General features: G+C 45.6%; 19 protein-coding genes. 1 reads left to right on the top strand and 18 read right to left on the bottom strand.

Going from position 1 to position 22,230, the window contains the following annotated elements; translation table 11 throughout:
• Nucleotides 1–213: 213 nt before the first annotated feature.
• From AB4484_RS05980 to AB4484_RS05900, 17 genes are all read right to left on the bottom strand, one after another.
• Entirely contained in the window at nucleotides 214–657 is a 444-nt protein-coding gene (locus AB4484_RS05980; RefSeq protein WP_017070129.1) for a hypothetical protein, read from the bottom strand.
• 72 nt (nucleotides 658–729) lie between these two features.
• Nucleotides 730–2,145, bottom strand: coding sequence for a coniferyl aldehyde dehydrogenase (locus AB4484_RS05975; RefSeq protein WP_372076954.1), 1,416 nt, complete (start codon nucleotides 2,143–2,145; stop codon nucleotides 730–732).
• 277 nt (nucleotides 2,146–2,422) lie between these two features.
• Nucleotides 2,423–2,905 carry a MarR family winged helix-turn-helix transcriptional regulator gene (locus tag AB4484_RS05970; RefSeq protein WP_017061075.1) on the bottom strand — a complete coding sequence of 161 codons (483 nt, stop codon included), beginning with the start codon at nucleotides 2,903–2,905 and terminating at the stop codon, nucleotides 2,423–2,425.
• Nucleotides 2,906–3,267: 362 nt separating this feature from the next.
• A complete protein-coding gene (gene choV / locus AB4484_RS05965) occupies nucleotides 3,268–4,479 on the bottom strand; it encodes a choline ABC transporter ATP-binding protein (RefSeq protein WP_372076951.1) in 1,212 nt (403 codons plus the stop codon).
• Nucleotides 4,480–4,481: 2 nt separating this feature from the next.
• Complete coding sequence (gene choW / locus AB4484_RS05960) at nucleotides 4,482–5,324, bottom strand: choline ABC transporter permease subunit (protein ID WP_019824535.1); 843 nt, start codon at nucleotides 5,322–5,324, stop codon at nucleotides 4,482–4,484.
• 95 nt (nucleotides 5,325–5,419) lie between these two features.
• Nucleotides 5,420–6,397: a choline ABC transporter substrate-binding protein gene (locus tag AB4484_RS05955; protein WP_372076948.1), complete on the bottom strand. Its 978-nt coding sequence runs from the start codon at nucleotides 6,395–6,397 to the stop codon at nucleotides 5,420–5,422.
• 118 nt (nucleotides 6,398–6,515) lie between these two features.
• A complete protein-coding gene (gene betA, locus AB4484_RS05950; RefSeq protein WP_372076946.1) occupies nucleotides 6,516–8,228 on the bottom strand; it encodes a choline dehydrogenase in 1,713 nt (570 codons plus the stop codon).
• Between the two features lie 72 nt (nucleotides 8,229–8,300).
• Complete coding sequence (gene betB / locus AB4484_RS05945) at nucleotides 8,301–9,761, bottom strand: betaine-aldehyde dehydrogenase (protein ID WP_372076943.1); 1,461 nt, start codon at nucleotides 9,759–9,761, stop codon at nucleotides 8,301–8,303.
• Between the two features lie 93 nt (nucleotides 9,762–9,854).
• Nucleotides 9,855–10,457: a transcriptional regulator BetI gene (gene betI / locus AB4484_RS05940; RefSeq protein WP_048610022.1), complete on the bottom strand. Its 603-nt coding sequence runs from the start codon at nucleotides 10,455–10,457 to the stop codon at nucleotides 9,855–9,857.
• Between the two features lie 429 nt (nucleotides 10,458–10,886).
• Nucleotides 10,887–11,393 (bottom strand): hypothetical protein, encoded by a 507-nt coding sequence (locus AB4484_RS05935; protein WP_372076940.1) that lies wholly within the window; start codon nucleotides 11,391–11,393, stop codon nucleotides 10,887–10,889.
• Nucleotides 11,394–11,402: 9 nt separating this feature from the next.
• Nucleotides 11,403–13,085 (bottom strand): LruC domain-containing protein, encoded by a 1,683-nt coding sequence (locus AB4484_RS05930; protein WP_086968947.1) that lies wholly within the window; start codon nucleotides 13,083–13,085, stop codon nucleotides 11,403–11,405.
• A 208-nt stretch (nucleotides 13,086–13,293) separates the two neighbouring features.
• Nucleotides 13,294–14,478 (bottom strand): Xaa-Pro peptidase family protein, encoded by a 1,185-nt coding sequence (locus tag AB4484_RS05925; protein WP_048610028.1) that lies wholly within the window; start codon nucleotides 14,476–14,478, stop codon nucleotides 13,294–13,296.
• 37 nt (nucleotides 14,479–14,515) lie between these two features.
• Nucleotides 14,516–15,859, bottom strand: coding sequence for a TRAP transporter large permease (locus AB4484_RS05920; RefSeq protein ID WP_048610030.1), 1,344 nt, complete (start codon nucleotides 15,857–15,859; stop codon nucleotides 14,516–14,518).
• Nucleotides 15,856–16,398: a TRAP transporter small permease gene (locus AB4484_RS05915; RefSeq protein WP_332409120.1), complete on the bottom strand. Its 543-nt coding sequence runs from the start codon at nucleotides 16,396–16,398 to the stop codon at nucleotides 15,856–15,858. The genes AB4484_RS05920 and AB4484_RS05915 overlap by 4 nt, the downstream gene beginning before the upstream one ends.
• A gap of 121 nt (nucleotides 16,399–16,519) precedes the next feature.
• Complete coding sequence (dctP, locus tag AB4484_RS05910) at nucleotides 16,520–17,563, bottom strand: TRAP transporter substrate-binding protein DctP (RefSeq protein WP_239718648.1); 1,044 nt, start codon at nucleotides 17,561–17,563, stop codon at nucleotides 16,520–16,522.
• Nucleotides 17,564–17,779: 216 nt separating this feature from the next.
• Nucleotides 17,780–18,991 (bottom strand): M20 aminoacylase family protein, encoded by a 1,212-nt coding sequence (locus AB4484_RS05905; RefSeq protein ID WP_372076935.1) that lies wholly within the window; start codon nucleotides 18,989–18,991, stop codon nucleotides 17,780–17,782.
• Nucleotides 18,992–19,092: 101 nt separating this feature from the next.
• Nucleotides 19,093–19,887 carry an Asp/Glu racemase gene (locus AB4484_RS05900; protein WP_372076932.1) on the bottom strand — a complete coding sequence of 265 codons (795 nt, stop codon included), beginning with the start codon at nucleotides 19,885–19,887 and terminating at the stop codon, nucleotides 19,093–19,095.
• Nucleotides 19,888–20,198: 311 nt separating this feature from the next.
• On the opposite strand from AB4484_RS05900, the gene AB4484_RS05895 reads away from it, so the two are divergent.
• Nucleotides 20,199–20,690 carry an Lrp/AsnC family transcriptional regulator gene (locus AB4484_RS05895; protein WP_059018320.1) on the top strand — a complete coding sequence of 164 codons (492 nt, stop codon included), beginning with the start codon at nucleotides 20,199–20,201 and terminating at the stop codon, nucleotides 20,688–20,690.
• Nucleotides 20,691–20,850: 160 nt separating this feature from the next.
• Here AB4484_RS05895 and AB4484_RS05890 read toward each other — a convergent pair whose 3' ends face one another.
• Nucleotides 20,851–22,050: a diaminopropionate ammonia-lyase gene (locus AB4484_RS05890; protein WP_372076929.1), complete on the bottom strand. Its 1,200-nt coding sequence runs from the start codon at nucleotides 22,048–22,050 to the stop codon at nucleotides 20,851–20,853.
• Nucleotides 22,051–22,230 lie beyond the last annotated feature (180 nt).

Here is a 22,230-nt window from a genome sequence, read left to right as displayed (position 1 = left end):
GTTTACCTCATTTCTAGTTGATGACTAAACAATAACCAAAACAAACCGGTCGGTCTAGAACGTAAATGTCAAAGATATGTCAATTAAGATCTTTATGGATCATTGCCCTAAAATCAAAAAAGCCCGCAAATGCGGGCTGTAATCATAAGTAAGCTATTGATCATTAAAGAAGTGTTATTGACTCACCCTGAGCAACTCACAAACGGTTAACGATTAACGAAGGTGAGCTGGGACCTTACTCTTATCTCTAGTGAGGTAGTAGTACAGATAAACCAAAGAATAAACGGTCACAAAACCATCGAGCGCAAACACGCCGCTCCAGCCATAGAACCACTCATAATCGTTGATACACACGTTGTATAAGAAGATGCCAACAAACATCGACTTCTCAAATGCGCTGTAAATCATCGTCGAAGTTCGCAGCGATTTGTACTTCGCCGAGAACATCAACAACACACCAATACAGCCAACCATCACACCCCAGTGTTGATAAGTACCCAGCAAGTACTCTTTGTTTTCCATCATGGTATCGTTGTATGAGAACAGCGTCTGCATACTCCAATCAGGCGCTAGGAAAGTGGAAAAAGCCGTCGCCGTTAAGAAACCTGTAATCATCAAATACGATTTGATCGTACGTTCAAAAAAACGTTCCAACATAAAAGTAACCTCTTAAAATAATTTCGTGAAAATAACTTTTTGAAAAATAAACAGTGTCATACCAACAGTGATTTACTGGCCAAGCATGCCCATCACTGCTGTTTTTAATTCGTTGTCTTCTTTTGAAAACAGATGCTTAACTCGATGATCTAAACCTGTTTCCAAGACTGTTTTGGCGTGGGAGAAAGTAAGGAAACCTTCTTTGCCGTGATAGTTGCCCTGACCAGATTCACCAATGCCACCAAACGGCGCGTCATCAACCGCTAAATGAAAAACACAGTCATTGATACACATGCCACCGGAGTGAACTTGGTGCTTAACCTGAGCCTGTAAGCTCAAATCAAAGCTCATTAGGTAGAGTGCTAACGGCCTTGGTTTGCTATTGATGACTTGAAACGCCTCTTCGACATTACGATACGTAATCAAGGGTAATAATGGGCCGAAAATTTCTTCGTTCATCACCTTGGATGACAGGCTTGGTTCAACGATCAAATGTGTCACCAAGCGATGAGTATCTAAGTCCATCGCTTCGTCATGGCAAGCAACGATTCGTGTCCCTGCTTGCTGCTCTTCATTCAATAGACCAACAACACGGTCACATTGGCGAGGGTTGATGAGCGAGGTTAAACTCTCAGAGTAAATCCCTTCATCAAACAGCTGTTGATATTGTTTTTTGTACTCCAGAATGAAGGCTTCGAGCTTCTCTTCAGGGAGTAGCACGTAATCTGGAGCGACACATACTTGGCCATTGTTTAGGCTCTTGCCATAAATGATTCGCTCTACCGCAATATCAATCGGCATGTCTTCTGCCACGATAACCGGCGACTTTCCACCCAGCTCTAGCGTGACTGGGGTTAGCGTATCAGCCGCTGACTTCATCACTTGGCGACCCACTTGGGTTGACCCTGTAAACAGAAGATGATCAAACGGCAATGCCGAAAATGCGGCTGCGATTTCTACCTCACCTTCAATCAAGCACACCTCATCGGCATGGAAAACTTCCGCCAATAGCGATCGTAATACTTGGTTTGTCGCTGGGGTAAATTCGCTCATCTTGATCATGGCGCGATTGCCTGCAGCCAGAGCCGAAATAAGCGGGCCGACGGATAGCATGATCGGGAAATTCCACGGGGCAATAATCCCGACGACGCCTTTGGGTTGATAAACCACCTCAACACGAGAGGTTGAAAGTAATGGTCCGGAATGACGAATTGAAGATGTTGACCAATGAGGCAAACACTCAATGCTGTGATCAATATTTCCGATACAAGGCAATATGTCAGCCATCAAAGTGTCTTGTCGGCTGCGGTGACCATAGTCCTCACTCACGGCTACACACAAACGATCTGTGTAATCGATTAGCGCAGATTTAAGTGCGAGCAGCTGCTCAATTCTCTCCGATATCGCTGGCATCGGTTTCTGTGCAAAAGCTCCCTGCATGCTGTTCAACGTCATGGTCATTTGTGTTGGCGTCAATTCGTGTTTCATACATCACCTCGTGGTTAAGATGAGCACACAATAATACACAACAGACCGGTCGGTCTAGTGTTTTATTGTCAGAGAATCGTCAATGGAGTTTTGATTACAATCCAATGAGGCGGCTACAAACGGGGCAAAAAGTCAGGGGGGATTTAAAATAAGAAGGCGTAACTAATACGCAGGGCAAATAGAGAATTTTAAATGACAGGATCAAAAATGGCCGCTTAGTGCGACCATTTGACAATTATTTAAGTTGTTGTTCTAAATAAATAATTTATAAATAAGGTTAGCTCTTGGCTACGTTTGCAATGCCTTCAAGTTGAAGTACTGGAGCGGCGTCGATGTCTTCTGCGTTCATCATTGATGATACTCGCTGCATTGAAGAAAGCAGTAAGCTTTGCTCCCACGGCTCTAGGTTTTGGAATTTTTTAACGAAGTTATCTTGCAGCGGTGGCGGCGCATTGTTTAGCAACTCTTGACCTTTTTCAGTCAGGTTTGCGTGTACTTTGCGTCGGTCTGACGAGCTGCGAACACGTTGTACATAGCCATTCAGTTCCAAGCGATCGATGATCGTGGTTGTGGTGGCTTGGCTTACATTGGTGTGATTAGACAATTCTTTGATCGTCACATTACCCATTTCTTGGATTGCTCTCATTAAGATTAATTGAGGGCCAGTCAAACCATACTCTTTACTCAGCTTTTTCGAGTGTAAATCGATAGCGCGAATAATTTGGCGAATAGCGACCAGGATTTCGTCATGTTTGTCCAAGATGCAGACCTTTGTACTAATATACTGTGAATGGTTTTACAGCGTTGAAGCGATGATATGTCCTGATTATTTACGTCAGGTGAGCTCGAATTACACTGTAAATTGATAAATTACTTCATTGATTTTTCCGCATTGTACTGATGTTCATACTATTCTCAATCTTTTATATGCCTCTGAATTTGCGCATGGCAACACTTTTGTACAATGGGCAGCGATATTCAGTCTTAAAGTGGCGAACAAGGTAAGAAAAAGCAAGAAGTTGATAGTAAATAAAAAGCCTGTTAGGTCATATAGGTAGCAAGATTTTAAACACCTCACTACCTATTTATTCGTTAGAGAACGAATTATTTCAGTTCAAACCACTAAGCGGCATTATTGAGTTGAAAATTACCCGTTAGTGCGTTGTAAAACTCGCTGTTATCCAAAATACCAACCAGTTGATTGTCTTCAACGAGAAGAATTGGGTGGTTACTGATCTGCTTGAGCTTAATCGCATCACGCATGCCAATTTCCGGACTTGCCACGACCACACTCGACGCGCTGATCGCGGTTAGGTCGTCAGATTCGCTCCACTCGACAAGCGCCAAAGTAGATTCACCTTTTACTGATAAAGCACCTTCGCTCTGTTCAATCCAGAGATCTTTAGAATCGCAGATCTTCCAGCTTTCATTCTCTTGCGTCAGTGAATCAAGAGGCTGCATCAAAGAGCGACCTTTAAGTACATTCAGTGGGTTGGTGTGAGCAACGAAGTCTTTTACGTATTCTGTTTTTGGCGTCAATACGATCTCTTCAGGCTTACCGTGTTGAATCAGTTTGCCGGACTCCATGATCGCGATGTTGTTACCAATCTTCAGTGCTTCATCTAGGTCGTGACTCACGAACAGAATCGTTTTGTTGAGTTTGTTTTGCAACGTGATCAGTTCATCTTGCAGTTGAGCACGAATCAATGGGTCAAGCGCCGAGAACGGTTCATCCATTAACAGGATATCGGTGTCCATTGCAAACGCACGTGCCAAACCAACACGTTGCTGCATGCCGCCAGAAAGCTCATGAGGGAATTTAGTTTCCCACTCCGCTAGGCCGACCATTTCTAATTGCTCACGCGCTTTTGCACGACGAACATCTTTTGCTACACCCTGCATTTCAAGGCCAAACGCCACGTTGTCTAATACGTTAAGCCATGGCATCAAAGCAAACTTTTGGAAAACCATAGATACACGGTGAGTACGAAGGTGACGCAGAGTCGCTTCATCACACTGTGCTAAATCGACTTGTTGGTCACCATCTTTGATTGTTAGTGAACCACGGCTGATCTCATTCAAACCGTTAACTGCGCGAAGCAAAGATGATTTACCAGAACCAGACAAACCCATCAATACACAGATCTCGCCTTCTTCCACCGTCAGCGACACATTGTCTACGCCGACAACTTGACCTGTTTCATCGATGATCTCTTGGCGAGTTTTACCTTGATCGAGTAGCTCAAGCGCTTGATTGGCTTTGTTACCAAACACAACATCAAGGTTTTTAATGGTAATCGCGTCCATTGCCTTTTGTTCCTGAGAGATAGACATGATTAAGCTTCCTTCTGGTTTGGTGTTTTGCACAAGCGGTCAAGGATGATTGCGACTAAAACAATCGCTAATCCGGCTTCAAAACCTTGTGAGATGTTCACTGTGTTTAATGCACGAACAACAGGTTTACCAAGCCCGTCAGCACCAACAAGAGCGGCGATAACCACCATTGAAAGCGACAACATAATACATTGGGTGACACCCGCCATGATGCTTGGCAGAGCGGCAGGCAGTTCGACTTTGAGCAGTAACTTCATGCGACTTGCACCAAAGGCTTTACCCGCTTCAATCAACTCTTCAGGGACTTTCGTTACCCCTAAGTAGGTCAAACGAATCGGAGCCGCGATAGCGAAAATAATGGTCGAGATTAAGCCAGGAACGATGCCCAAGCCGAATAAAACCAGAGTTGGAATCAGATAAACGAAAGTTGGAACGGTCTGCATTAAATCGAGAATTGGGCGCAACATCGTATAGAGCCAAGGACGGTGAGCAGCCATGATGCCAACCGGTACGCCAATTAATACGGAAATCGTTGTCGCCGCAAAGACGAGAACAAAGGTTTCCAGCATTTCTTGCCAGTAGCCGAGGTTAAGAATAGTCAGCAGTGCCGCGACCACAAAAATCACTAGCGAAGGTTTACGATGTAAGTACCACGCAATCGCAGCAGTAATCACGATTGGCAGTGCAGGCGGCATCCACTTAAATACATCGACTAAAAACATAATAACGGTTTCTAGAAAAATCGAAATAGCGTCAAAGAATCCTGCTGCATTGATTGTTAGCCAATCAACACCCGCTTCCATCCATTGTCCGACAGGGATTTTGTTTTCCGTAATAAAATTCACAATATTGCCTTTTATTATGGGTGGGCTACTTCAAGCCAATCGATAAATTGGCAAGCCCACCTTTATTATTTATGTAGCTGTTGAGATAGGTAGAACTAAGCTTTAACTTGTTTTAGGTATTCAGTAACCGCTTGAGTCGCTGATTCACCTTTATGCGTTTTTACGTTGTCTAACCAAGCTTCAACTTGTTGAGGGTTGTTGTTCAACCATTGTTGAGCCGCTTTTTCTGGCTTCACTTTTTGGTTAAGAATCTCTTCCATTAACTGGTTTTCCATCTCAAGAGTGAATTCTAGGTTTTGTAAAAGTTGACCAACGTTTGCACACTCAGACAGGTAGTTTGAACGAACGTTGGTGTAAACATTCGCGCCACCGTAGTTAGGCCCGAAGAAGTCGTCACCGCCTGAAAGGTATTCCATTTCAACATTGCTGTTCATTGGGTGTGGAGCCCAACCAAGGTAAACAATCCATTGGCTGCGACGTGCTGCACGAGATACTTGAGACACCATGCCCGCTTCGCTTGATTCCACTAAGCTGAAATCTTTCAAGCCAAACGCGTCAGAATCAATCATTGATTGGATTAGGCGGTTACCGTCGTTGCCCGGCTCGATGCCGTAGATGCGGTCTTTAAATTTGTCGGCATGTTTTGCTAGGTCTGCGAAGCTTTTCACACCAGAGTCGTACACGTATTTTGGTACGGCTAGTGTGTATTTTGCGCCTTCAAGGTTGGCACGAACGGTTTCAACCGTGCCCTCTTCGCGGTACTTAGCAATATCGCCTTCCATGGTTGGCATCCAGTTGCCTAGGAATACGTCAATATCGCCGTTCGCCATTGAAGAGTATGTCACCGGAACTGAAAGTAGGTCGGTTTTGGTTTTGTAACCAAGGCCTTTTAATAGTTCAGAAGTAACGGCGGTTGTAGCGGTAATGTCAGTCCAGCCTACATCAGCGAAGCGAACGTTTTCACATTGCTGTGGTTCTACTGAAGCATTGGCATAAGCACTGAACGCGAATGAACTGATTGCTAGCGTTACGAGCGCCTTTTTTGTAGCGGTTTGTTTATGTTGAGTCGTCATAATGATTCCTTTTTATCTTTCCTTTTTCTGCCCTAACTCATACTAATCAGGGCAGTTTTGCTGACTTTTGACTAATTTTGGATGTTACTTTTTTTATTTTTATTTCAATAACAGAGGCTTACGCATCTCTTACTGGTTTATTTAATCTTTGCTTGTCTTGCCATTCAGGTGCAATCCACACTGGAACGTCCTGCTCTTTGAGCATTGGCTTACCCAAAATCAAATCGGAAGCACGCTCAGCCACCATGATGGTCGGGGCGTTCAGGTTGCCGTTTGGAATAACTGGGAAAACCGACGAATCGACAACACGCAGATTATCAATACCGCGAACACGACACTCTTCATCAAGCACTGCCATTGGATCATCATCTGAACCCATTTTGCAGCCACATGAAGGGTGATACGCACTTTCCACGTTCTGTTTAACCCATTCGTCGATTGCTTCATCAGAAGTAACACTTAGACCCGGCTGAATCTCTTCGCCGCGGTAAGCATCCATTGCTGGTTGAGATAAGATCTCACGTGTCAGACGAATACAATCACGCCAATCTTGGCGGTCTTGCTCGGTCGAGATGTAGTTGAAAATGATCTCTGGCTTGGCATGCGGGTCAGCAGAAGTGATCGCAACCGTACCGCGACTTTCTGGCTTATTAGGCCCAACGTGTACTTGGAAACCGTGACCATCAAAGGCGGCTTGTCCGTCGTAACGCATCGCTGCTGGCAGGAAGTGATATTGAATGTTTGGCCACTTCAATCCTTTGCGAGAACGAATGAACGCGCACGATTCAAAGTGGTTAGTAGCACCCAGGCCTTTGCGAGTCAGAATCCATTCCGCGCCAATCATGCCCTTGCTGACCAAGCCAAGCTTGCTGTTGAGCGTGATGGGTTCGTTGCAGTGATATTGGAAGTACACTTCTAAGTGATCTTGAAGGTTTTCACCGACACCGCTCAGTTCATGTTTGAGCTCAACACCGGCCTTTTCAAGCACGGCTTTCGGGCCGATACCAGAAAGCTGCAGCAGTTGAACAGAACCGATAGAACCCGCAGAAGAGATCACTTCTTTACTTGCCACAGCCACTTGGGTATTGCCTGACTTTTCAAACTCGACACCAACCGCTTTCAAGCCCGATTGACCATTTGAGTCTTGTGCTTCAAGTAGGAAACGACGCGCCACGATGCCTTTCTTTAAGGTTAGGTTTGAACGCTTCAATGCTCGACGTAGATAAGCGTTAGAGGTTGAGGCTCTAACACCCTTATCTACCGTCATATGCATAGTGCCGAAGCCTTCTTGCTGGTAGCCGTTGTAATCGTTGGTTTCTGGATAACCGGCGTCTTTACCTGCATCGATAAACGCTTGGTAAAGCGGGTTGAGCTCCATATCGTTACCATTACATGTTCCTACAGGACCATTGTCGCCACGGTATTCATTACCGCCTTTATTCCATGATTCAGCACGGCGGAAATAAGGCAAGCATGCTTGGTAATTCCAACCCGCTGCACCCTCTTCTTCCCATTGGTCAAAATCACACGCGTGGCCACGAACATAAACCATACCGTTGATCGATGAGCTGCCGCCTAACACTTTGCCACGTGGGCAGTGCAGTTCACGTCCATCAAGACCCGGTTCTTGCTCTGTTTCAAATTGCCAAGCGTACTTTTCAGTATTCATTGGGTAAGAAAGCGCGGTTGGCATCTGGATAAAAATGCTCTTATCCGTACCACCAGCTTCCAGTAATAAAACGCTATGTTCACCGCTTTCCGTTAGCCTATCCGCTAACACACAGCCGGCCGAACCCGCGCCGACGATAATATAATCGTAGCGTTGTTCCATGTTTTGATTTCCCTGAGATGAGTCAGTAGGGCTAGCTCTGTTAAGCTAACCCATAAAATTGAGTGTTACGCGTTAGGCATAAGGGCTGGCGTAGTCGCCAAGTTCAATAAGAATGCTCTTAGTCTGCGTATAGTGGAGTAGAGTCTCTGGTCCATTTTCACGGCCAATACCCGAAAGCTTGTAACCACCAACTGGCATTTCTGCTGGTGAGTCGCCCCACGTGTTCACCCAACAAATACCTGCCTGCATTTGATGAATAACACGGTGCGCACGAGAAAGGTTTTGCGTGAACACACCAGCCGCTAGTCCATATTTGGTGTCGTTAGCGCGGCGAATCACATCGTCTTCGTCGGTAAACTTCAACACTGACATCACAGGGCCGAAGATCTCTTGTTGAACATGAGGCATGTTGTCTTCGCAATCCACAAACACGGTTGGGATAACAAAGTTGCCGTTTTCGAGGCCGTTATCTGTCACTTGATAGCCGCCCGTCAGCAAGGTTGCACCCGACTGCTTAGCTAGCTCAATTGCTTCAAGGACTTTTGAAAGGTGGTCTTTAGAAATCAACGCGCCGATCTGAGTATCCATATCCATTGGGTTACCAATGATCAGCTTCTCAGTGCGTGTTTTAAGTTGGTCGATGAATGCGTTGTAGATGTTTTCGTGTACATAAACACGGGTACCGTTAGTACACACTTCGCCTTGGGTGTAGAAGTTAGCCACCATAGAAGCCGACACTGCATCATCCAATTTCGCATCATCAAACACGATCATTGGTGACTTTCCGCCAAGTTCCATGGTGACTGATTTCAGCGTCTTAGCGCTATCTGACATTACCGCTTTACCGGTACCGGTTTCGCCCGTGAACGACACTTTAGCGATGTCTGGGTGCGCCGTTAGCATTTGACCTACACGGTAATCGCCCTGAACCACGTTAAACACGCCTTCAGGAAGACCAGCCTCGGTAAAGATCTCTGCAAGCTTTAGAGCTGTGAGCGGAGTCTCTTCTGAAGGTTTGAAAATCATCGCGTTACCCGCAGCCAATGCTGGAGCCGATTTCCACATCGCGATTTGAATAGGGTAGTTCCACGCGCCAATGCCCGCACAGATGCCTAGCGGTTCGCGGCGAGTGTAGAAAAATTGAGATTCACTCAGCGGCTGTTGATCGCCTTGTAGCGTTGGAGCCAAGCCAGCAAAGTATTCAATAACATCAGCGCCAGACGCCACATCCACTTCAATTGCTTCTTGCAGCGGCTTGCCCGTATCAACAACCTCAAGGTTTGCAAGGTCATTATTTCGAGCTCTAAGTATTTCCACTGCCTTCAACAGAATGCGGCTGCGTTCCACAGCGGTCATTGCAGACCATACCGCAAATCCGCGCTTCGCAGATTCAATAGCACTGTCGACATCTGCTGAAGATGCTTGGCCTAACGTCGCGATAGGTTCACCGTTGGCAGGGTTAATGCTATCAAAGGTTTCACCAGAGGTTGCTTTAACCGCTGCGCCATCGATGTATAACGAGTTCATTTCCATTTGAGATTCTGACTTAATTATTGTTGTTAGACTCTACTGGTCTATATGTGAGTATTGGTCGTTCTAGTGCTGTTCTAGTCCTAACATTGCGTTCTATTTGGTACTGCACGAGTAGAACGTAAGTTGTTTATCTAGATAATCATTGATGATGGCACGCGCCTTTTGAGCATCGATACCATCTGGGTTTAGTGTGCCTCTCAGCCACAAACCATCAATCAGAGACGCAATCCCGTGAGCAACGAGATCCGCTTGTTCATGATTCAAAATACCTTTCAACTCAAGACGTAAGTGTGAAATCAAACGTTTTTCATTCACACGCTGCAGTCTTTTCAGCTGCTCGTCATGCATTGAATATGACCAAAATGCCAACCACGCCTTCGCGACCTTATTTTCTGCTTGGTAACCTTCGAAGTTACCATCGATGATCGCGTTGATTCTCTGTTGGTGAGCATCAACAGGAAGCGCTTTTAGTGACGTGGTGATGGTATTAGAAAGTTGGCGAAGGATTTCACGCATGGTCTCTTCGAGCAGCCCATGCTTTCCACCAAAATAATGATTAATAATGCCAGTGGAGACTCCCGCTTCTTTGCTGATCAACGCAATACTCGCGGCATGCAAACCCACTCGATCAATCACCGTCATGGTGGCTTGAACAAGCTGTGGTTTACGTATATCAGGCATCCCAACCTTCGGCATTTCTCAGTCCTTTTATTTTATATTGAACGTTCAGTTAAATATAAAATGACAGAAATTTAGTTAGGGTTCAAATGATTATTTAAAACAAATCCGTAACAATACAGCATTCAAAACAACAAAAATCATTATAAAACAATAAATTAAATATCATTTAGAGCACTAACGAAAACAATTAAAGATTTGAGGTGTGATAGTTATTGGTCAAATGTTTTTGCTTATTCTGAACAAACTTCAACCGCTTATCTTTTGTGCCTAAACAGGGCGAGACACAGCGAATAGGCATCGTTATTTGTGCATTGGGAGGGAAAGTCGATGATGCGATTGATGAAGAGTAAAAATGAAAATCAGTTATAACGAGAGCACCATAAACGAGTTCGGTGCTCTCATTTTTATCGCCAATATTGAGATAATAAAGCGTGGTTGGTTCAACTAAAAAGCCAAGTGGTAACTATTGCTCGATTGATCCAGTGAAATTACCCAACTTTGCTCTTGTTCACTGCTGCTCATCGGCACCCAACGAGCGTAGATTTGATCCCAGTTCCCATTCACTTCTAATTCCACAACATCGATTTGAGTTGGGTATACCGTTGTGATTCTAGACAATGGGTCAGCGACAACATCACCGTTAGTCATCACAAATGCCGACTCGGAATACAAGTGCAGCGCTCCCGGAGTGGTTCCCGTGTAATCCATCGACAAACTGATCTTCTCACCGACATCAAACGAAAACCCAGCTTGCGCAACAATCTCCGAAGTGTCGGTTATCGCTGCAACGGCTGGCTGAGCAGGAGAAGCGGGCGTCTGAACCGGTGTTGGCGTGGCCGATGGTGTCTGAGCTGGCGCAGCACTTGAGCTTCCCCCACCACCTCCGCCGCCACAGGCAGCGACTAACAAAGGCAGAGAACTGATGGTGAATAGTTTGATTGTATAATTCATGGTGCTCTCCTACTCGTCCGTCGCTGAAATAACTTTATTGGTGGTCGATGCCTTGTACCACTCGCCATCTGTCTCACCACTACTGGTTACCCATGTAGGGAACGACGTATAAGCTTCACTGATGTCAATGTACTCGACAGGGTGGTCCCATTCATCACGGATGTTAATCACCCAAGGCATGTTGTTGCTGGTCTTAAACGATTCAGAGCCCGAAGAACGGTCATCGTGACTATTGAACAAGGCATTATTCATGTCACTGGTGCCAGAAAACGCTTTGAGGTGAGTTTGCCATGTCATACCTGGAGGAGTGCCAACAAAATCACCGTGGTACATATCTTCAGCCGCAAAAATGAATGAGTCATAAGGTGGATAGCCGATTTCATCACGCGATACTGGAGACGTAAACTCGACGTACAATTGATAGTTGAGAGCATCAGCATTTTGCTGTTCAGAGCAAGCGCTTTGTGTTCGGTAGAAGACACAGCTTTCGGTGAGTTCACCTAGGTTTTCTAGCTCCACTCTCAAATCTTCAGACACCATCAGAATCGTTTCGCTGCTCCCCTCTTTGAGAATAGTATGGCCAACGGCAACACCATTTCGAGTCAACGTTGTGGATGCCACGTTAGCAGGCAGAACGTTCGGCAGTTTCAATGCATAGCCATTGGAGTAACCAGCCCCCATCGCCTGAAGTGTGTAATCTATGGTTAAGTTTTTAAGCTCTCGCTGTCCATTGAGTTGCTCTGTCACTCGGTAACGCCACACCACATCATTGAAATCATAATCCCCTTTTAAGGGCCAATTATCTTCAAATGCGATCGTTGCGTAGCTGTTCGAGCTTGGATAGACCGATGTCACTGTCACATCCTCATTGTTCTCTTGCACAAGCACTTCGTATTTTGAATCTGTCGTGCCATCTTCATTGACCCCATCAACAGCCGCAAATGGCGTCACTTCAACAGTGAAGATCAAATCATTAAAGTCGTTGTCTCCGGTAGGGCGATAAATATCCTCAAAGCCAAGTACTAAGAACTCATTTTCTGTATCGAGGAAGGCAACATTGTGTCTTCGATATTCAGCGGTCGCCTCTGGGTTGAGCGATGGATAGCTGTAAAAAGGTGTTCCCCAACCGCCAAGCCACGGGATATTGTTATAAGAACCCTCCCAACCCCAACCATTAGAGATAATGAAGAAAGCCAATGTTTGACCAGCGGTAAGTTGGACACTTAGATCAATCGTGTCGCCTTCCTGCATCTCACCAACACTAGCAACGGACGTATTGGGAAACACAATCACATGCGCATTAATGTCATCTTTGGTCGCCGGTGGGTTGTTAGTGTCAAACACAAAATAACCGAGGGAATTTCGATAACCCGCCCCTTCATTCAAGAACGTGATTTTCGCCGTTGCGTACTCCGCACCATTCAACTCGTCGTCAATATCAATGCTCGAATAACGCTCCGGCGCAATAAATGCACTGTTCACCGTACTGCCTTCAGGGAGCATCGAATAGACGTTGGTCAGTACATCTTGTGGGAGTGAATCGGCTATTGAATAGGTATTGTTGGGTTTACCTTTTGCTGAATAGTTTGACGCATCTGCTCCAGATTCAAAGGTAAGATCTGCAGTTGTCAGCGCCATCGCAAAACACGGCATTAAACAACTGGGCAGTATGACTGAATTCCAATTTCTCATTATGTTCCCTCTTTCAACTAGCCATAAACGTGTAAAGAGGAATGGAGCAAGTATAGTGCCGAAAAATAAAACTATATTTAACAGAGGGTTATGATTATCTAGTTGAGAATTCTCATTTTGAGAATGAAGTTGAATGTAAAAACCGCTATTCAAATAGCGGTCTTAATTTGGGATGAATAGAAGGGTTAACAAAGTAACTAACTGCGGTTTATTCGCCTATAATCGGCATCGACTGCCAAGCTCTTTGATGCAGCATCTCGCAGCCAGATTCTGTGATGACGATGTTTTCCTCGTGCACTATCATGCGGTTTTTCGCAAATGCCATGCCCGGCTCAAGTGTTAACACCATACCCGGTTTTAAGATCACATCACCGTTAGGCACATGTGATGGCCACTCTGTAAGCTGCATACCTAAACCATGCCCCATACGACCCACATCGTTGCCGAGTGCGCCGTTCTTTTCGAGTACCGACCACATAGCTTGCCACACGTCTCCAGTGGTGCGTCCCGGCTCAGCAATCGCGAGCCCCGCTTCTGTCGATTGATAAACGGCATCGTAGGCAGCGATGGTATCAGGTGCTGCATGACCAAAGGCATAATTACGATCAAAGTCGCTGAAGTAACCATCAAAGTTAGCCCCCGTATCGATGATCAAAACATCCCCTTCAGAGAGTACACGATCCGTTGGCCCCATGATGATGTTGTCATAGCCACCTTGCCCGGATGCCGAGATCAAGTAAGGACACGCATCGGCACCCAAACGCAGCATTTCTAAATGCATGGCTTTACACGCCTGTCGCTCTGTCATGCCTATCGCTAAATTTTGGCGAAGATACTCAAAACCCGCCGCCGTGACTTGGCACGCAAAGCGTACTTTATCGATTTCGACTTGAGACTTAACACTGCGCATATCGCGAATCATCAGCGATACATCAACCACACTATGTTGGCTTAGCTTCTGCTGTAACAATGCATAGTTAGTGGCCGGCATACGCAGATGTGTTTCTGGGCCGACCATCGAACCGATTCGACGAGAACCTCTCGATACTTCAGACAACGTTGCCGCTAACAAAGAGATACCGTCGTCTTCTGGTCTTGGTGACGGCCAACTGCGCACGTCGTCAATCCATGTATCGTCGAAACCAGCGACACCAATCTCTGGCACCACGGCGATAGGCTTGCCAACCGCAGGAACAACCAAAAACCAAGGTCGAGTTGGACTTTCCCAGAACTGCGATTTGAAGCCACTGAAATAGCGAAATTCTGGTTCGGTCGTAAAGAACGCTGCATCGATGTTTTGAGCACGTAGACGTTGTTGTAACTCGACAGTACGTTGCTCTAGTTCTGCTGATTCAAACCCTCTCTGCGGAGGTGTTAACGGCAATATACTCATATTTCTATCCTTGATTGAATAAGGGTAACTCGACGAATTAATTGAATAAAATATCTCTTGGTAACAGTGCAATACTTGGGAAGAAAATCAGCAACGCAGACATCAATATCAAAATAAGGAAAAACGGTAATGTCCCACGGATCACTTCCATGTAAGGCCGCTCGAAAATCGCGATAGCCGTAAAGATGTCACAACCAAATGGAGGTGTTGCCGACCCAATGGCCATTTGCAGCGTTACCATCACACCGACCAAGATTGGATCGATCCCTGCGGCATTAACAATCGGCATGAAAATCGGCGTCAAGATCAGTAGAACGACCAATGAGTCCACGAACATGCAGCCAACAAAAAAAGTCAGTGCGATAACAAACAGAATGTATTCTGGTGAAGCATCTTCTAGATTAAGAGGAGCAAGTAACTCCTGAGGAATTTGTTCAAACGAGATGTACCAAGAAAACGCCTGTCCAACACCCACCAGCACAAAGACAACGGCAGTAATCAAACCGGTATTCAGCGCCGCGTCGCAGATGTCTTTTACGCCAAGTTTGCGATAGAAAATGCACTCAACAATGATTGCATACAACACGGCAAATGAAGCCGCTTCCGTAGGCGTGACCACGCCAGAATAGATACCACCGATAATCAAAGCAGGGAAGCCGAGAGGAAGAATCGCTTTCTTGATCGCTTCAATACGCTCAGCAGTGTTGGCCTTTTCAACCAAAGAGATGGTGTCGCTGTGTTTTACGCTGTAGGCATAGCTGTATAACGAGAACAGGCTAGCGAGCACTAAGCCCGGACCAATACCAGCAATAAACAACTCCCCTACACTGGCGTTGGCTAAAGTGCCGTATAGAATCAAGCCGATGCTCGGTGGAATAAGAAACGCGATGTCACTGGCATTGATGATCAACGCCATCACAAAGCTGTCTTTGTACCCTGCTTGCAGTAACTTAGGACGCATGATTTGCCCAACCGACACCACGGTCGCTTGAGTCGAACCGGAAACTGAACCAAACAAGGTACAGCTGATACACGTAGTAATCGGTAACCCGCCACGCAAGTGACCTACAAAAGCTTGAATCAAACCCAGTAGGTTATACGCAGTGTGACCACGCGTCATAATATCCGCAGCCAAGATGAACATCGGCACCGCAATCAATGCATTAGGCGAGATACCTGTCACCATTTGCTGAATCAGCACTCCCGGCTCAACCTGAGAGAAATGAATCAAGCCAATCAAAGCCCCAACCGCTAACGGAACAATCATAGGGAAGCTCAAAAACAGCAGAATCACCATCACAGAGACAAGAGTAAATGTGATGACATAAATATCTAATTCGCCGGCAATAATGTCCGAGAAAAACTGTGCAACATCGCTCATTCGAACTCACCTACTTTTGTATTTCTATTTTCAATTACGTCAAATGACACGTAGATCTCTTTGTGCAGCAGGTTCATCAAGAAACTCATGCTGTATTGCAGTCCGGCGATGAAAAAGCCGATAGGGATAATCGCGTATACCCAAAACACAGGGAATTGAAGAGCTGGGCTTAATCGATTGATGTCTTTCAACTCTTTGACGTAGAAGAACGCATGGTAGGTGAGATAGAACATCAACATGGCAGTGAGTAGCGCAATGATGGTTGTGAGAACTTTTTGAGCTTTTGTGCTTAGTGAATCGTAGACCGCAGTCATGCGTATATTTCGCCCTTGGCGCACTGCATAAGCGAAGCCAATAAAGGTCACAGACACAATCAGAAATTGATTGAGCTCTTCTGAAAAAAACAGGCTTTTGTTAAAAGCATACCGACCAATCGCATTGGCCGTAGAATTAATCATCATCGTGAGAATGGCGGTCATGATCAAAAAGCGCTCTAGCTTTTCCGTCACAACACTGATTTTATGTAGCAGTTCTTTCATAACAGGCAGTGCTCCATACTTCGTTCAGTGACAGGGGTCCATTGCCACAAATTGGAGAAGGTGGGAATAAGCTACCCGCCGCCAATGAACAGCGGATAGCATTCATCCTCACTAACGCTTTTTATTGCGTTGCTGAAGCAGCCTTCACTTCACCTAGGATTTCTTCGAGAATGTTTTTCGCACCCTCACGAGCTTCACTCTGCTGACCGGCTGGGTAGGCATTTGCCACTACGTCATAGTAGGTGGTGTGCAGTTTTTGGCTGAGTGTTTTAAAGCGCTCACGCTCTTCATCCGTCAACACAACCACTTGCATGTTTGGACGCTCTTTCAGGATCTTGTCCATGTTCTCTTTGTTGATGCGGATCTGGTAGTCATAAGCAGCTTGATCTGCGGCTTTGATCGCTTTGTCGACCATCGCTTGCTTCTCCTCTGACAAACCGTTGTACCACTTGCTGTTGGTCGAAACGGTGCTCACATAAGGTTGCTGACCTGGGAACATCAAGTAGTCTTGAACTTCATGCCACTTCGCGTTGTAGATGAAGTAGATAGGGTTAACCATGCTATCGATAGTCTTAAGTTGCAGTGAACCGTACACTTCCCCCCAAGAAAGAGGAGTAGGTGTTGCACCAAACGCTTTGTAGGTTTCAACAGGAATGGTTGAAGTGAAAGTACGGATTTTCTGGTTAGCAAAGTCCTCAGGTGTACGGATAGGTTTGTTACCACCCCACACCATTTCGCCTTCCGACATCATCGACAACAGCTTTAGGTTTACGCTCTCAAACTTGGGTGCCAACTTGTTGTAGATGGTTGGGCTTTCCGTTAAGACCTTATGCGTAATCGCTTCGTTAGTACCCAGCACATAAGGTAAGCTCACTGCCTGAACCTCGGGAACATAAGACCCTAAGTGACCCGCGCCTACAGACACGAATTGAATAGTGCCTTTAGCAGCCAATTCTACGATGTCGTTCTCTGTACCCAATTGTCCGTAGTAATAGATGCGAACACGGATATCGCCATCAGATTCCTTCTTAATCACTTCCGCAAATTTTTGCGCATAGATGTCTTGAACGTCTGTTTTGTCCTCTTCTGAAGCAAACTTCCATGTTTCGGCATGAACGCCAAAAACCATGCTCAAACTTAGCAGTGCTACGCCTAATCGTTTCATCCTGTCTTTCCTTTTATTATCCTAATTACGCGTTGATGACCCTGGTCACTTCACGCGCTTCAGTTTTGGCTGTGTCGACAATAAACTCCGTTTAAAGTCCGCCATCTTGCAGTGCCAAATGCGTCACTGCTGAATCTGTTTCTTTACTTATTGCTTCTAATTGAATTGTTACTTCTCATTGAGTTGCTTCTAATTCATTTTTCTAAATAAGTGTGTCTAAATTGATCTTGCCAAACGATCGTTCACCAACTGAATCCAGTAACTCGCACCGAGCTTTAAGATGCCGTCATTAAAGTCGTATTCAGGGTTGTGCAACGCGCAGCCACCGACCGATTCCGTACCGTTACCCAACAGCACATAACAGCCCGGTTTAACACGAAGCATGCTTGAGAAATCTTCCGAAATAGTCAGCGGGTCGCAGGCGTCATTAACGTTCTCTACGCCAAGCACTTTCTGCGCGGCGGCAACCGAATATTGGGTTTGTTGCTCACTATTGATGGTTGGGTAGAAGGTATTGATGAACTCGAAATCGTAAGTAGCGCCCGCAGCCTGACAAATGCCAGCCACAATCCTCTCCATGCTTTGTTTGATTCGATCGAGAGAAGACTCAGTGAAGCAGCGGCAGTCACCTTTAATGGTTACTTGGGTCGGGATAACGTTAACCGTGCCATCGGTAATAAACTCGGTCGCAGAGACTACAGCCGTGTCGTGGATCGCACTAAGGTTGCGAGATACTATGGTTTGCAGACCAAGGATGACTTGTGAGCCAACGACTAAAGGATCGACGCCTTGGTGTGGCAGAGCAGCATGTCCACCCACGCCATTGATGGTAATCTCAAAACTACTTTCACTGGCCATTAATGATCCGGGGCGAACCATCAATTCACCTTCCGCTAAGCCGGGGAAATTATGCACGCCATACACTTCATCAATCGAGAATCGCTCAAACAAGCCATCATCAATCATCGCTTGCGCGCCACAACCGTGCTCTTCATCGGGTTGAAAAATGAAATACACAGTGCCATCGAAGGTTGGGTTCCCTGCCAATAGGTTTTCTGCCAAATAGCTTGCAGCGCCAAGCAGCATTGCGGAGTGTCCATCGTGACCACAAGCGTGCATCTTTCCATCGTGTTGTGAGCAGTGTGCGAAGTTGTTTTGCTCGTGAATGTGCAGAGCATCCATATCAGCTCTCAGACCAATGCTCGCTTCACTCGATCCTGAACGAAGTATCCCAACTAATCCTGTTTTACCAATGTTACGCACCACCTCGATACCAAAACTGTGTAACTTGTCAGCGATAAAATCGGAGGTCAGATTCACATCAAAACCACACTCAGGGAAACGGTGTAAATGTTGACGCCACTCCGTCATGCTTTGAATAAGCTGCAAAGACAGTTGGTCTGGTTTGATTGAGAAAGTAGAAGGCATAGTAGTAGTCCCAAAGTGTCATTCTTTGTATTAACGTAAAATGTTGAGTTAGCTTGGCTGCTGAAAGTAAACACGAAGCAAGCAGCTTTAATCAAAGGTCGTTACAACGACTGTAACCTTCGGTAATTATCTGAGGTTGGCTCAAGATGGTGCTCTAGCAGTGCACCGAAACCTTTTATGGGTATGGGGTAGTTCATCAACTGAAGCGAATGCCAACCCAATACCTGATTGCTGCTAACAACGGGCTTATCTAATTCCACTTCAATGGATTCAATCACCGATGCTGCACGCAGTGCCGTGCAAGAGATAAACAGAAGATCCGCTTCAGGATCGCAAACTTGTAGTGCGGCATGTTTAATGTCCATTGGAGCAATGAACGTCATCGCGGTGTCATCTTCAAAGCCAAAACCAGCAATACTCAACACTTCAATGCCTTGCGATTCAAAAAATGCTGCGACGTCTTGATTCACGGCTTCGGTATAAGGCGTTAATACCGAGATACGCTTCGCTTTAAAGCAGTCGAAAGCCGCTAAGGCCGCAGTCACCGGATTCGTTACTGCCGCATTTGGGCAAGATTGATGAATAAGCTGGGTAATTCGTTCGCTGCCAATCGCTACGGTGCCGGAAGTACAAGCGTAAATCACCACATCCAATTCGGTACCCGGAAGGATGGTATCAGCGCAAGCAGCGATTCCTGGTTCCATCTTCCGCAGGTTCTCTATCGTCAATGGATTATAGTTTCGAACTCGGCTGGTGAACGACTGCACATCGTCTGGAAACAAGGTGTTTAAATCATGCTCAATATTGAAATCTGTCGCTAACGCAATCACACCGACGCGTCCTGCTGGTGCCAATTTTTCTAATTCAAACTGTAAAGTAGCAGTTGCAGATTTCATACTTTCCAACTCCTTGAGCTGCCAATATCAACACTCAACAAATGTTAACAACATGTATCACGCAAACTTCAAAACTCTGTCGATTTGAACTTTACATTTCGTTCACAAGGTTAATAATGCACCGATAACTTTAAGGATTATCATTAAACGAATACCTTATTGTGCGGAAATTCCGCATTTTTATTGCGTTATAGTGATTTTTTGTTCTCAAACCTCTGTGATTAATTATTGGAGCCAAATACCTTTAACTCGATCACACACTGGTTCAAAAGAAACAATTAATTTACAAATTGATACTGGGAAGTATGGGTATGACACAACAGCCTGCATTGGTGGTCGACAGTTTCGACAAGAAGATCCTCAACATCGTACAAGAATCAAATAGAGCAACATCAGACAAGATTGCTGAGAAAGTCGGACTCTCTCCCGCTGCCGTTCAGCGCCGTTTAAAACGCATGAGAGCACAAGGAGTAATTCAGGCTGATGTCTCAGTGATCAATCCAAAAGCGGTCGGTCACGGAATGACGTTTATCGTTCAGGTAACACTTGAACGTGAGCGCGTGGATTTGATGCACAACTTCAAAAAAGAGATGAGTTCGAACCGTTCTGTGCAGCAATGTTATTACGTCACAGGTAGCTCTGATTTTATCTTAATCGTCACGGCTGCAGATATGGAGGGATACGACAACTTTACTCGTGAGGCCTTCTTCGATAACGCCAATATCAAAAGCTTTCAAACCAATGTGGTGATGGATAACGTCAAGGTGGGGCTGACTATTCCGATTGATGAGCAGCGTGATTGATGACCAGATCGATTAGCAAACAAGGCGTGTCATGAGATGAAGTCAAAAAGAGAGTAAAAAAGACGGTATGAAGAAACGTTACATACCGCCAACTTTGGGGCTTACTTTATTATTCGTTGTTCGCGATTAGCTATTAACTGCTAATTACGTACTTTCGTTATTAGATTTTGTTGTCGATGATTTGTTGGTAGAGATCCGGGTCAGTTGCCCCTTCTGTACCAATTACTAGCACTCGGCTGTCTTGAGTTAAATTCAGTTTTTCAGCGAAATTCGACTCTTGTTTAGCGATGATCGCTGCGGCAAATCCTGGAACTGCAGATTCGCCTCCTTCTATTGCCACTTCCGTTTTCTCGCCACTCGCCAACATGCGCATCGCTTGCGGGATCGCCTCTTCACTCAGCGTCATAAAATCATCAGCGCCATTTTGGAGAATCGTCCATGCCAAGCTCGAAACCTCACCACAGGCAAGTCCAGCCATCAGCGTCTCTAGATCGCCCGTAACCACAATTGGTTTACCCGCTTGAGCGCTCTTCTGCAAACAGTTAGCTTGTTCAGGTTCGACGATTACAAAGCGTGGACGATCAACACCCCACAAATCCCAGAAGTAACCGCAGACGGCAGATGCCAAACCACCGACTCCACCCTGCACGAAAACATGAGTTGGAATTTCACCATCAAGTTGCTCGACAATTTCAGCCAACATCACTGTGTAGCCAAGTGCCACATCCTTCGGGATTTCCATGTAACCTTCATAAGAGGTATCCGACACAATCACACGGTTTTTCGCTTTGGCTTCAGAATCAGCCAAACGAACCGATTCATCGTAATTACCTGTAATGCGAACCACTTCTGCACCGAATGCTTCCATCGCTTGTTTGCGCCCTTCAGACACATCGCGGTGAATATAAATCACACAACCACAACCAAACATCTGAGCGCCCCATGCCACTGAACGGCCATGGTTTCCGTCAGTTGCACAACTCACAACGATCTCAGCAACTTCTGATTTCCATTCACCGTTGAGCAGCTCACTGATGGTCGGATTCTTCCCATAGCGATTAGCGATTTCAATCTGAAGCTGACGAGCCACCGCATAAGCGCCGCCCAGAGCTTTAAAACTCTTTAAGCCAAAACGCTGCGATTCATCTTTGTACCAAAACTTGTTTACGCCGATCTCAGCAGAGATAGCATTCAGTTCATGCAAAGGAGTCACAGAGTAACCTGGCCATTGAGAAATATCTTTAATCGCCTGTTGAGAGTTCGCGACACTTAAAATGTCACGCTGCTCACTTGAGTATTCCAATTCACGGCGTGCTTGGGGATTAGCGTAGTGTGTCAGAGTGCCTGCCAGTAACTGCATAAATGATCGTCCTTATTAGTCATTCACATGCTCCTTACATCGTTAGATTATAGAAACCTATTGGCCAGTAAGGTTGCGGATAATAAATACTATCGTCAAAAAAGTGCTGTGATTGTGCTTTCTAAAAACCAAATCTGCAGAAATTAGTTGTTACTTAGCGAATAAATGCGGTTTTTACTC

The organism is Vibrio sp. 10N.261.46.A3 (assembly GCF_041472995.1).
GTDB classification, from domain to species: Bacteria; Pseudomonadota; Gammaproteobacteria; order Enterobacterales; family Vibrionaceae; genus Vibrio; species Vibrio coralliirubri.
The sequence above is the reverse complement of the archived record's forward strand: the minus strand, read 5'-3'. Positions and strand labels throughout refer to the sequence as shown.

Excerpts from the sequence above, each read along its gene's own strand:
- betB (WP_372076943.1), bottom strand. The coding sequence starts at position 9,761 with ATGGAAATGAACTCGTTATACATCGATGGCGCAGCGGTTAAAGCAACC.
- AB4484_RS05975 (WP_372076954.1), bottom strand. The coding sequence starts at position 2,145 with ATGAAACACGAATTGACGCCAACACAAATGACCATGACGTTGAACAGC.
- AB4484_RS05920 (WP_048610030.1), bottom strand. The coding sequence starts at position 15,859 with ATGAGCGATGTTGCACAGTTTTTCTCGGACATTATTGCCGGCGAATTA.
- choV (WP_372076951.1), bottom strand. The coding sequence starts at position 4,479 with ATGTCTATCTCTCAGGAACAAAAGGCAATGGACGCGATTACCATTAAA.
- betA (WP_372076946.1), bottom strand. The coding sequence starts at position 8,228 with ATGGAACAACGCTACGATTATATTATCGTCGGCGCGGGTTCGGCCGGC.
- AB4484_RS05895 (WP_059018320.1), top strand. The coding sequence starts at position 20,199 with ATGACACAACAGCCTGCATTGGTGGTCGACAGTTTCGACAAGAAGATC.
- AB4484_RS05925 (WP_048610028.1), bottom strand. The coding sequence starts at position 14,478 with ATGAGTATATTGCCGTTAACACCTCCGCAGAGAGGGTTTGAATCAGCA.
- AB4484_RS05980 (WP_017070129.1), bottom strand. The coding sequence starts at position 657 with ATGTTGGAACGTTTTTTTGAACGTACGATCAAATCGTATTTGATGATT.
- AB4484_RS05890 (WP_372076929.1), bottom strand. The coding sequence starts at position 22,050 with ATGCAGTTACTGGCAGGCACTCTGACACACTACGCTAATCCCCAAGCA.
- AB4484_RS05935 (WP_372076940.1), bottom strand. The coding sequence starts at position 11,393 with ATGAATTATACAATCAAACTATTCACCATCAGTTCTCTGCCTTTGTTA.
- dctP (WP_239718648.1), bottom strand. The coding sequence starts at position 17,563 with ATGAAACGATTAGGCGTAGCACTGCTAAGTTTGAGCATGGTTTTTGGC.
- AB4484_RS05905 (WP_372076935.1), bottom strand. The coding sequence starts at position 18,991 with ATGCCTTCTACTTTCTCAATCAAACCAGACCAACTGTCTTTGCAGCTT.
- AB4484_RS05930 (WP_086968947.1), bottom strand. The coding sequence starts at position 13,085 with ATGAGAAATTGGAATTCAGTCATACTGCCCAGTTGTTTAATGCCGTGT.
- AB4484_RS05955 (WP_372076948.1), bottom strand. The coding sequence starts at position 6,397 with ATGACGACTCAACATAAACAAACCGCTACAAAAAAGGCGCTCGTAACG.
- betI (WP_048610022.1), bottom strand. The coding sequence starts at position 10,457 with ATGCCGAAGGTTGGGATGCCTGATATACGTAAACCACAGCTTGTTCAA.
- AB4484_RS05915 (WP_332409120.1), bottom strand. The coding sequence starts at position 16,398 with ATGAAAGAACTGCTACATAAAATCAGTGTTGTGACGGAAAAGCTAGAG.
- AB4484_RS05900 (WP_372076932.1), bottom strand. The coding sequence starts at position 19,887 with ATGAAATCTGCAACTGCTACTTTACAGTTTGAATTAGAAAAATTGGCA.